11 protein-coding genes are annotated in these 10,061 nt (G+C 70.3%); 6 read left to right on the forward strand and 5 right to left on the reverse strand.

Annotation, left to right across the window (positions count from 1 at the left end; genetic code table 11):
- Positions 1-20: 20 nt before the first annotated feature.
- Together AB0M11_RS07335 and AB0M11_RS07340 are read right to left on the reverse strand one after the other, a co-directional pair.
- On the reverse strand, positions 21-605 hold the full coding sequence (locus AB0M11_RS07335) for a Uma2 family endonuclease (protein ID WP_365702316.1): 585 nt from the start codon (positions 603-605) through the stop codon (positions 21-23).
- Positions 606-743: 138 nt separating this feature from the next.
- On the reverse strand, positions 744-1,118 hold the full coding sequence (locus AB0M11_RS07340; RefSeq protein ID WP_365702353.1) for a Clp protease N-terminal domain-containing protein: 375 nt from the start codon (positions 1,116-1,118) through the stop codon (positions 744-746).
- On the opposite strand from AB0M11_RS07340, the gene AB0M11_RS07345 reads away from it, so the two are divergent.
- From AB0M11_RS07345 to purM, 4 genes are all read left to right on the forward strand, one after another.
- A complete protein-coding gene (locus tag AB0M11_RS07345) occupies positions 1,005-1,802 on the forward strand; it encodes a sterol carrier family protein (protein WP_365702318.1) in 798 nt (265 codons plus the stop codon). The genes AB0M11_RS07340 and AB0M11_RS07345 overlap by 114 nt on opposite strands.
- A gap of 66 nt (positions 1,803-1,868) precedes the next feature.
- Positions 1,869-2,294 (forward strand): META domain-containing protein, encoded by a 426-nt coding sequence (locus AB0M11_RS07350; protein ID WP_365702320.1) that lies wholly within the window; start codon positions 1,869-1,871, stop codon positions 2,292-2,294.
- A 324-nt stretch (positions 2,295-2,618) separates the two neighbouring features.
- Positions 2,619-4,148: an amidophosphoribosyltransferase gene (gene purF / locus AB0M11_RS07355; protein WP_365702322.1), complete on the forward strand. Its 1,530-nt coding sequence runs from the start codon at positions 2,619-2,621 to the stop codon at positions 4,146-4,148.
- A gap of 34 nt (positions 4,149-4,182) precedes the next feature.
- Positions 4,183-5,259, forward strand: a complete 1,077-nt coding sequence (gene purM / locus AB0M11_RS07360; protein ID WP_365702324.1) for a phosphoribosylformylglycinamidine cyclo-ligase — start codon at positions 4,183-4,185, stop codon at positions 5,257-5,259.
- Positions 5,260-5,419: 160 nt separating this feature from the next.
- Here the strand turns inward: purM and AB0M11_RS07365 are convergent, their stop codons facing one another.
- Together AB0M11_RS07365 and AB0M11_RS07370 are read right to left on the reverse strand one after the other, a co-directional pair.
- Positions 5,420-5,683: a DUF3073 domain-containing protein gene (locus AB0M11_RS07365; RefSeq protein ID WP_294001675.1), complete on the reverse strand. Its 264-nt coding sequence runs from the start codon at positions 5,681-5,683 to the stop codon at positions 5,420-5,422.
- 300 nt (positions 5,684-5,983) lie between these two features.
- A complete protein-coding gene (locus tag AB0M11_RS07370; RefSeq protein ID WP_365702327.1) occupies positions 5,984-7,075 on the reverse strand; it encodes a Glu/Leu/Phe/Val dehydrogenase dimerization domain-containing protein in 1,092 nt (363 codons plus the stop codon).
- A 254-nt stretch (positions 7,076-7,329) separates the two neighbouring features.
- On the opposite strand from AB0M11_RS07370, the gene AB0M11_RS07375 reads away from it, so the two are divergent.
- Positions 7,330-8,172 carry a hypothetical protein gene (locus AB0M11_RS07375; protein WP_365702329.1) on the forward strand — a complete coding sequence of 281 codons (843 nt, stop codon included), beginning with the start codon at positions 7,330-7,332 and terminating at the stop codon, positions 8,170-8,172.
- Between the two features lie 651 nt (positions 8,173-8,823).
- Positions 8,824-9,030, forward strand: coding sequence for a developmental transcriptional regulator BldC (gene bldC, locus AB0M11_RS07380; RefSeq protein ID WP_003949541.1), 207 nt, complete (start codon positions 8,824-8,826; stop codon positions 9,028-9,030).
- A 503-nt stretch (positions 9,031-9,533) separates the two neighbouring features.
- Here the strand turns inward: bldC and AB0M11_RS07385 are convergent.
- Entirely contained in the window at positions 9,534-9,725 is a 192-nt protein-coding gene (locus AB0M11_RS07385; RefSeq protein WP_365702331.1) for a DUF6274 family protein, read from the reverse strand.
- Positions 9,726-10,061 lie beyond the last annotated feature (336 nt).

Genomic DNA, 10,061 nt, shown 5'->3' on the forward strand with positions numbered 1-10,061 from the left:
CCGGGCGGGGCCTTCTCGGCTCACCGGACGTAGTTCTTGAGGATCTCCGTGTCCAGCTCGATGCGCATCGGATCGGGGAGTACCACCTTCTCGCCGAACTTCGAGGTCTGGACGGTGCGGTACCCGCCGACCTGCCGGTCCGGGCCGATGTGCACCGTGACCGTGCGGGATTCCCGGTCGATCAGGAGGTACAGGGGGATACCGGCCTGACCGTATGCGGTCGGCTTCTCGTGCCGGTCCCGTCGGTCGGTGTCCGAGTCGTACGAGGTGACCTCGACGACCATGAGCGAGCCGTCCGGGTCGGCCCACTCACCGTGCCCCGCGAAGTGCGCCTCGGGCGCGAGCACGGCATCGGGCTTCGCCCTGCCTTCTCGGTAGGCCTCCACCCGGAGTCCGCGGCCCTGGTAGAGGTCCAGGTCGGGTCTGGCCTGCATACAGCGCCGGGCCAGCCAGGTCAGGACGGTGTCGTGGTCTCCGTCCGCCGCCGTCCTGACGTCGATCCGACCGTTGGCGAACTCCAACGTGACGGTCTCTGGAGCGGCGGAGGCGATCGTTTCGAACTCCTCCACCGACATCTGGGACGTCGGCTCGGCCTTGACCGTCATGGCGCACTCCCTTCCGAGTGAAGGCCAGCGTCGCCCGCTTCCGGCGGGGCGGGGGCCGGTTTCGGCGCTGATCACTCGGGCGGGTGAGCGCCCCGCGCGCGACCTCGCCTCCTGCCCGTCACTCCAGGGTCTGACGTCTCAGGGGTCCGGCTGCTGCCGGATGCGGATGCGGATGCGGATGCGGACCGCGGTGCGGTCGATGCCGAGTTCGGCCAGGAGTTCTGCCGCGGGGTCCGGCCGCTCGCAGTCGAGCAGGGCCAGCAGCAGGTGGGCCGGGGTGATGCGGCGGCTGTGGGCCCTTCTCGTCTCGGCGAGGGCGCGGGGCCCGAGGTGAGGGGGGTCCGCTTGCGGGATCCGGGGACGGGCGCCCGCTCGATCCCAGGGAATACGCTCACCGCCATGCCCCAGGCCAAGAAACGCGCCCGCAGTTACGACCCGGTCAGAACCCGTACGGCGGTCCTCGCCCAGTTCTCGAACGTGCGGGACGGCGTCCCCGCCCTCACCCCCGGGCAGCTCGCGCTCCCCACCCGGCTGGAGGGGTGGACCGTGCGGGAGCTCGTCGCCCACATCGGCATGGCCGTCACCGCCGTCCGGCGGGCGCTGGACCAGCCCGCGCCGGCGAAGGCCGACGCGGTGCTGCTCGACTGGCCGTTCGGGACCTCCGGCAACGCCCCCGCCATCGCCGACTTCACCCGGCGCCTCGCCGCCGACCACGCCGATCTCGGCGCCTACCTCGCCGACGCCGACGCCGGCCTCCGCGCCCTGCTCGCCGAGCACCCCGGCACCCGGCTGCTGGCCACCGGCGCCGGCGCGATGTCGCTGGACGACTACCTGGTCACCCGGGTCGTGGAGCTGGTCGTGCACACCGACGACCTCAACGCGGCGGTCCCGGGACTCGGCATCCCCTACGACCGGCAGGCCCTCGCCGCCTGCACCCGGCTGCTCGCCGACGCACTCGCCGTCAAGGCGCCGGGCGGCTCCACCGAGGTGCGGGTGCCGCCGTACGCCGTGGTGCAGTGCGTGGAAGGCCCCCGGCACACCCGGGGCACCCCGCCGAACGTCGTCGAGACGGACCCCCTGACCTGGATCCGGCTGGCCACCGGACGGCTGGCGTGGAAGGAGGCCGTGGCGGACGCCAGGGTCAGCGCGAGCGGGGAGCGGGCGGACCTCGGGGCCTATCTGCCCGTCATGCGGTGAGGGAACCGATCACCCTGCGGGATCCGTCGAATCGGCATGTACGGGTTGAAACAGCGCATGCGCCGTATGACCCTGACGACAGCGGCGGCCGTCCTGCTCGTGCCGCCCACGGCGGCCTGCGGCAGTGAGGGAGGTGGCGGACCCGTGACGACCCGGCCGCCGGTGACCGGCATCGACTGGACCGTCGACAGCGTGACCGTCGACGGCACCACCCAGCGCGCCCCGGCGCGCGCCCACCTGAGGATCGAGGACGGCCGGGCGGCCGGCAGCCTCGGGTGCAACCGGTTCAGTGCCACGGCCCAGATCACCGACGACCAGATCCGGCTGAGCCACGCCCGCACCACCAGGATGGCCTGCGACAACGCCCGGATGACCTTCGAGCGCGCCCTCGCCCGCGCGCTCACCTCGGGCCCGCTGACCATGAAGGGCGAGGATCGGAAACTCACCCTCACCACAGCCGGCGGCGACCGCGTCCAGCTGTCCAGGACGTGACCGCCACGCGGCCCAGGACGTGACCGCCACGCGGCCCAGGACGTGACCGCCACGCGGCCCAGGACGTGACGGCCACGCGGTCCAGGACGTGACCGCCGGCCGGGCCGTGGCCCCCCGAATGATGTGCGACACCTCACTCACAGATACGGTGTCAGGGGGTTGCGCGGGCGCCCGCCCGCCCGCAGCGACGCCGCCTGGAGGAAGCTCTCACTTCGCTGACCTGCGGGAATGGAGAAAGGTACAAGTGGGTCCGCGATCGTAGATCCATTGCGGCTGTGTATCCCCAATTCGGACCAGTGGTCGATCTCGCCTACACTCGGTGCCGTGCCACGTGGTGACGGTCTCCTCAATCACGATCTGCTCCCCGGTGAGAAGGGCCCCCAGGACGCTTGCGGCGTCTTCGGTGTCTGGGCTCCCGGTGAAGAGGTCGCCAAGCTCACGTACTTCGGGCTGTACGCCCTCCAGCATCGGGGCCAGGAGTCCGCGGGTATCGCGGTCAGCAACGGCTCCCAGATCCTCGTCTTCAAGGACATGGGCCTCGTCTCCCAGGTCTTCGACGAGACCTCCCTCGGCTCGCTCCAGGGTCACATCGCGGTCGGTCACGCCCGCTACTCGACCACCGGCGCCTCCGTGTGGGAGAACGCCCAGCCGACGTTCCGTGCCACCGCGCACGGCTCGATCGCGCTCGGCCACAACGGCAACCTCGTCAACACGGCACAGCTCGCCGAGATGGTCGCCGAACTCCCGAAGGACACCAACGGCCGGTCCACCCGGGTCGCGGCCACCAACGACACCGACCTGCTCACCGCCCTCCTCGCGGCCCAGGTCGACGCGGACGGCAAGCCGCTGACCATCGAGGAGGCCGCGCACGCGATCCTCCCGAAGGTGCGCGGTGCCTTCTCCCTCGTCTTCATGGACGAGCACACCCTCTACGCCGCCCGCGACCCGCAGGGCATCCGCCCGCTCGTCCTCGGCCGCCTCGAGCGCGGCTGGGTCGTCGCCTCGGAGTCCGCCGCGCTGGACATCTGCGGCGCCAGCTTCGTCCGCGAGATCGAGCCGGGCGAGTTCGTCGCCATCGACGAGAACGGCCTGCGCACCTCTCGATTCGCGGAAGCGAAGCCCAAGGGCTGTGTCTTCGAGTACGTGTACCTGGCCCGCCCCGACACCGACATCGCCGGGCGGAACGTCTACCTCTCCCGCGTGGAGATGGGCCGGATGCTCGCCAAGGAAGCCCCGGTCGACGCCGACCTGGTGATAGCGACCCCGGAGTCCGGCACCCCCGCCGCCATCGGCTACGCGGAGGCCTCCGGCATCCCCTTCGGCAACGGCCTGGTCAAGAACGCCTACGTCGGCCGGACCTTCATCCAGCCCTCGCAGACCATCCGCCAGCTCGGCATCCGCCTGAAGCTGAACCCGCTGAAGGAAGTCATCAAGGGCAAGCGCCTGGTCGTCGTCGACGACTCGATCGTGCGCGGCAACACCCAGCGGGCCCTCGTGCGGATGCTGCGGGAGGCGGGCGCGGCCGAGGTCCACATCCGGATCTCCTCGCCGCCGGTGAAGTGGCCGTGCTTCTTCGGCATCGACTTCGCCACCCGCGCCGAGCTCATCGCCAACGGCATGACGATCGACGAGATCGGCACCTCGCTCGGCGCCGACTCCCTGGCGTACATCTCCATCGACGGCATGATCGAGGCGACCACCATCGCCAAGCCGAACCTGTGCCGCGCCTGCTTCGACGGCGAGTACCCGATGGAGCTCCCGGACCCGGAGCTGCTGGGCAAGCAGCTGCTGGAGACCGAGCTGGCGGCCGGTCCGGCAGCCACGGCCGCGGCCGACGCGATCCGTCGCCCGTAAGCCTCGTAGAAACCAACCCGAAAGATCCCAGGCAATGTCTGAGAACTCTGTTCCCGGTGCTTCCTACGCGGCTGCCGGTGTCGACATCGAGGCGGGCGACCGCGCCGTCGAGCTGATGAAGGAGTGGGTGAAGAAGACGCAGCGCCCCGAGGTCCTCGGCGGCCTCGGCGGCTTCGCCGGCCTCTTCGACGCCTCCGCCCTCAAGAACTACGAGCGCCCGCTGCTGGCCTCCGCGACGGACGGCGTGGGCACCAAGGTCGACATCGCCCGGCAGCTGGGCGTGTACGACACCATCGGCCACGACCTGGTCGCCATGGTCATGGACGACATCGTGGTGTGCGGTGCCGAGCCGCTGTTCATGACCGACTACATCTGCGTCGGCAAGGTGCACCCCGAGCGGGTCGCGGCCATCGTCAAGGGCATCGCCGAGGGCTGTGTGCTGGCCGGCTGCGCCCTGGTGGGCGGTGAGACGGCCGAGCACCCGGGCCTGCTCGGCGCGGACGACTTCGACGTGGCCGGCGCCGGTACGGGCGTGGTGGAGGCCGACCGGCTGCTCGGCGCGGATCGTATCCGTACGGGGGACGCGGTGCTCGCCATGGCGTCCTCCGGGCTTCACTCGAACGGGTACTCCCTGGTCCGGCACGTGCTGCTGAACCAGGCGGGCCTCGCGCTCGACGCCCACATCGAGGACCTGGGCCGCACCCTCGGCGAGGAGCTCCTGGAGCCGACCAAGATCTACTCGCTGGACTGCCTGGCCCTGATGCGCACGGCGGAGGTCCACGCCTTCAGCCACGTCACCGGCGGCGGACTGGCCGCGAACCTGGCCCGGGTGATCCCGGACCACCTGCACGCGATCGTCGACCGCGCGACCTGGACGCCCGGTCCGATCTTCGACCTGGTCGGCCGCACCGGCGGCGTCGAGCGCCTCGAACTGGAGAAGACGCTCAACATGGGTGTCGGCATGATCGCGATCGTCCCCCAGGAATCGGTGGACGTGGCGCTCACCACACTGGCCGACCGCGGGGTCGAGGCATGGGTCGCGGGCGAGATCACCGACCGCGGCGAGCACACCACGGGCGCCGCACTGGTGGGGGATCACCCCTCCGACTGACCCGTCCGACCGCGCAGATCCGGCTCCTCCGGCGTCCGAGGAGCGGGGTCCGGGCCGGAGCCCCGAAGCGGCCGGCACACAACCCGGCGGCCAGCACAAAACCCGGTCCGGCGATGAACCCCGGACCGGGTAAGTGGAAGCGGCTCAGCAGCCGCTGGCGTCAAGCACCGCGACGATGCCGGGAGTGCGGACCGGACTGGTCGTCCTCGTCCTCGTCCTCATCGTCGTCGTTGTAGAGATCCGCGTACTGGGCGTACGGGTCGTCATCCTCGTCGTCGTCCTCGAACGGCTCGCCATTCGGCGGCTGGCTCGAAGTCGATGCGCCCAGCTCGCTGGCCAGACGTGAAAGGTCAGTCCCACCGCTGTTGTACTTCAGCTGGCGGGCGACCTTCGTCTGCTTGGCCTTGGCCCGGCCGCGCCCCATGGCTCGACCCCCTCGGTGACGGGGCTCGATGGCCCCAGAGTCTGACACGCGTTCATGATCCGGAACGGACTCTCCTGGGAGAGACCGGTCCGTAGGGCTTCCACGGTACCTGAGCCCGCGCCCATACGGTACGTCGCCCGCACCACGCGCCTGACTCCATGACCCGCGAGGCGCCCCGTCCCCGCTGGTCAACGACGATTTTAACCACTTCCTGGCGGCCGACCCGCCGACGAACGTGAGAGTTCTCTCCAACTGTCCGCCGGCAGGTACCGGAAAACCGCCCGGAAACCCGGTGTTCGATCAGCGGCCGGGCGCCGTTGCCGCTTCGTGCATCCGCTGTTCGGCGATCCGGTCGGCCGCCGCGGCCGGCGGAATCCCGTCATCCTTCGCACGTGCGAAGATGGCCAGCGTGGTGTCGAAGATCTTCGCCGCCTTCGCCTTGCACCGGTCGAAGTCGAACCCGTGCAGCTCGTCGGCGACCTGGATGACCCCGCCGGCGTTCACCACGTAGTCCGGCGCGTAGAGGATCCCGCGGTCGGCGAGGTCCTTCTCGACGCCCGGGTGGGCGAGCTGGTTGTTGGCCGCGCCGCACACCACCCTGGCGGTCAGCACGGGCACGGACTCGTCGCTCAGGGCGCCGCCGAGCGCGCAGGGGGCGTAGATGTCGAGGCCCTCGACGCGGATCAGGGCGTCGGTGTCGGCGGCGACCCGGACCTGAGGATGGCGGTCGGAGATCCGGCCGACGGCCTCCTGGCGCACGTCCGTGACGACCACCTCGGCGCCCTCCGCCAGCAGGTGCTCGACCAGGTGGTGGCCGACCTTGCCGACGCCCGCGATGCCGACGGTGCGGCCGCGCAGCGAGGGGTCGCCCCACAGGTGCTGGGCGCTGGCCCGCATGCCCTGGTAGACGCCGTACGCGGTGAGCACGGAGGAGTCGCCGGCGCCGCCGTGCTCCGGGGAGCGGCCGGTGGTCCAGCGGCACTCGCGGGCCACCACGTCCATGTCGGCGACGTACGTGCCGACGTCGCAGGCGGTGACGTACCGGCCGCCGAGCGAGGCCACGAACCGCCCGTAGGCGAGCAGCAGCTCCTCGGTCTTGTCCCGGTCCGGATCCCCGATGATCACGGCCTTGCCGCCGCCGTGGTCGAGCCCGGCCATGGCGTTCTTGTACGACATCCCGCGCGCGAGGTTGAGGGCGTCGGCGACGGCCGCCTCCTCGTTGGCGTACGGGTAGAAGCGGGTGCCGCCGAGGGCGGGGCCCAGCGCGGTGGAGTGGATGGCGATGACGGCCTTGAGGCCGCTCTTGCGGTCCTGGCAGAGCACGACCTGCTCGTGACCGCCCTGGTCCGAGTGGAACAGGGTGTGCAGGACGCCGGTGGAAACGTCGGTCACTGTGGTGACTCCCGGTTGTGTCGCGTGTGTCGCGGCGAGTGGAAGCGGGGGCTCCCGTAAGGGTGGCGGGGGCCTGGCATGAGCGTAGAGCCATTGCCCGTACACCATCCGCGCAGTGTTAAGGATCACTCTTCCGTGCCGTCCGCGCACGTATGAGCGTGGGACGATTTGCTGTGGTTTCCGCGTCCGGCCCCGGCTGACTCCGGTGCGGGCCGCGCTGGTTTCGAGCCCGGTCCGATGGGGAGGGAGCAGGCGTGCCCAAGGTGTCCTCGGTGGTCGTCCCGTACGCGACGTACCTGCGTGTGTACGAGCCGCTGGCCGCCTTCCCGGATCGGGAGCGCGACCACTGGACGCGCTACGCCCGCCGCCGGGAGCGCCCCTCCTACCAGGACGAACTCCGCCGTTCCCTGGCCGACTTGCTGCCCACCCCGCCGGTCCCGGTGCCAGTCCAGGAGAGTGCCGACGCGTTCGTCCTGGAGGTCGACGGTGTCGTCTGCGTCTGCCCGTGGCGGACCCGGCTGCGCGGCTGGCAGGCCCTGCAGGAGCTCTCGGACGAGCTGCCCAAGCCGGTCCTGGACGCGATGCTGCCGCCGGTGGTGCGCCGGCAGGCCACGATGGACTACGAGCGCTGGCTGGTCCGCAACCCCGACTGCCGGCCCTGGATCCGCACCGCGACCTGGCAGGTGCCGCTGAACTGGTTCGTGCTGGTCTCCGACGAGGAGCGCCGGTACGAGAAGGGCACCGGCGAGATCCCCCCGATGCTGCGCTACCGCACGCCGATGGTGCAGGCCCGGCGTCGGGTGGCGCGGGCGCTGCGCACGCTCAAGGACAGCGTGCAGGAGGGGCCGCTGATCGACGGCCTGCTGGACGTCGGGCGCTGGCTGGAGGAGTTCCACCCGCGCTCACTGGTCGAGCTGGACTACGGCGGTCTGGTGCACACGGTGCCGACCGGCGACCTGGAGGACGACCACTCGGCGGCCGACGTGGCGGCCGGCATCGAGGCGCTGCGCCAGGGCGACGGGGCCGCGGCCGGGGAGGCGTACGGGCGGCTGGTGGAGCGGTGGCGGACGGTCCGGGACCGCCGTTCGGCCAACTGAGTCCGGTCCGAGCGGGATCCGAGCGGGGTCCGCGACCGGTCTGAGCGCGGATGCTTCCGGCTCCGTACTAGATGACGGGGCGTCTGATCCGGTTTACGACCGGATGACACCCGCGTGACGAGTGTGCGGTGAGTGACGCACGTCACGGCCCAGAAGCCATGAAACAACGTACCTTGACGGCACTTCAGTGAACGCACAGGACGTTGGATCCTGATCCGGGCTTTTGGGCCAAGGGTGACGGATAGCACTTACACGGCTCTTGCGCCTCTTGCCACTCCTCGTGCCAAAATAGGACAAGGAGTCCGGGGAGGGCTCCATCCGTCCATGTGTGGTGCACTGTGGGCGGATTCTCAGCATTACGTGCTTTGGGGGGTCTGGTGACTCCTGATCGTCCTGTGACTGATCGTCACAGAGGCGTGACTGTCCGCTATGGCATGGTCCATCGGCTTCCGCGGCTGATGCCTACCTGGGAGGGCAATTCCATCGGTTTGGCCGACGCGGCTGGACAGATGGTGTAGTTGTAGTGCCGAGGACAAGCCGTTCGTCCTATAACCGACTCGACTCGCGTCCGCCATTTCGGGCAACGCGGGTCAAGGTGCAGAATTTAGAGGAAAGAACCGAGAAGGTTCGGTTCTCCCGAGGAGGCCGCTCATGACCGCTCGCACCCCTGATGCCGAGCCGCTGCTGACCCCGGCTGAGGTCGCCACGATGTTCCGCGTCGACCCCAAGACGGTCACGCGGTGGGCGAAGGCCGGCAAGCTCACGTCGATCCGTACGCTCGGCGGGCACCGCCGCTACCGCGAGGCTGAGGTGCGCGCCCTGCTGGCGGGCATCCCGCAGCAGCGCAGCGAAGCCTGACCAACTGAATAGCGGGCAAACCGACCGGTCCCCCACTGGTCGAGACGCCCGAACCCTAGCTCCAAGCGACGCGGGACCTGCCCCAACAGGGCCCACGCCCAGGCCGACAAGAACTTCTCAGGCAAGCGACACAGGGTGCGTCGTAGATCGCGCTGGACTCCGCCGGGTCCAGCGCGATCTTTTTTGTGCGTCCATGAGGTCTTCGGTGACCCCGACCGGCGCCTCTGTGAGCGGCCTTGTCGGAGTCTGGGGAGCACTGTCGGATCCGCTGTGCGTCCTCCGGGAGGGGGTCCGGGGCGGGGTCCACAGGGTGGTGCAATTGCACATATTAAATTGACCAGTTGTAGGAAGGGGGTAAGTACCGTCGTTTCGGAAACTCATGCGGTGACACCCGTCACATACCGCACGGCTTGTTTGTACTCCGGGGGGTGCGCTAGAGGAGCCTCGCGAGGAACCGGCCCCGGAGCAACGGCCGTTGACATGGCTGCCCCCGCCGGCGGCGGTCACACCCCCACGGGGCCCTCGTCCTCCACGGCGTCCTCGGCGGCGTCCACGGGGCGCGCGGGGGAGTCCATGGCCAGCCGCAGCAGGCGGTGGCAGACCGGACAGTGACGGGTGAGATGCCGGTACGACGAGGCGGCCGCCAGGTGGGCCCTCAGCAACGCCCGCGTCTCGTGCCGCACCGAAGCCGCCATACGCCACCTCCCGCGGGAAGCCGACAGAACCGAGCCCTCTCTTCTGGGTAGCCACCGAATGTGACCCCGTCAAGAGCCCACCCCACGATCCAGCCCGGCCCACCGCCACGACGCCCTCCGGCACCTCTCCCGCCCCGGCAGCCCGCCCTGCGTCCCGCGCACCGCCGGTCCGCGCCGTCGTGGGGGCTCGCCGCTGCGGCGGGGTGTGGTGCCGTCGTGGCGGGGAGGGGTGGGGACATGGCGAAGGCCCGCTTCCCTTGGGGAAGCGGGCCTTCGATTTGAGCGGTCCTGACGGGATTTGAACCCGCGGCCTCCACCTTGACAGGGTGGCGAGCA

The sequence above is a fragment of the Streptomyces sp. NPDC051987 genome (genome assembly GCF_040680735.1).
Taxonomy (GTDB): domain Bacteria; phylum Actinomycetota; class Actinomycetes; order Streptomycetales; family Streptomycetaceae; genus Streptomyces.

What these genes read in the sequence shown, in the direction of transcription:
- AB0M11_RS07335 (WP_365702316.1), bottom strand. Translation starts at nt 605, where the DNA reads ATGACGGTCAAGGCCGAGCCGACGTCCCAGATGTCGGTGGAGGAGTTC.
- AB0M11_RS07345 (WP_365702318.1), top strand. Translation starts at nt 1,005, where the DNA reads ATGCCCCAGGCCAAGAAACGCGCCCGCAGTTACGACCCGGTCAGAACC.
- AB0M11_RS07350 (WP_365702320.1), top strand. Translation starts at nt 1,869, where the DNA reads ATGACCCTGACGACAGCGGCGGCCGTCCTGCTCGTGCCGCCCACGGCG.
- purM (WP_365702324.1), top strand. Translation starts at nt 4,183, where the DNA reads ATGTCTGAGAACTCTGTTCCCGGTGCTTCCTACGCGGCTGCCGGTGTC.
- AB0M11_RS07365 (WP_294001675.1), bottom strand. Translation starts at nt 5,683, where the DNA reads ATGGGGCGCGGCCGGGCCAAGGCCAAGCAGACGAAGGTCGCCCGCCAG.
- bldC (WP_003949541.1), top strand. Translation starts at nt 8,824, where the DNA reads ATGACCGCTCGCACCCCTGATGCCGAGCCGCTGCTGACCCCGGCTGAG.
- AB0M11_RS07385 (WP_365702331.1), bottom strand. Translation starts at nt 9,725, where the DNA reads ATGGCGGCTTCGGTGCGGCACGAGACGCGGGCGTTGCTGAGGGCCCAC.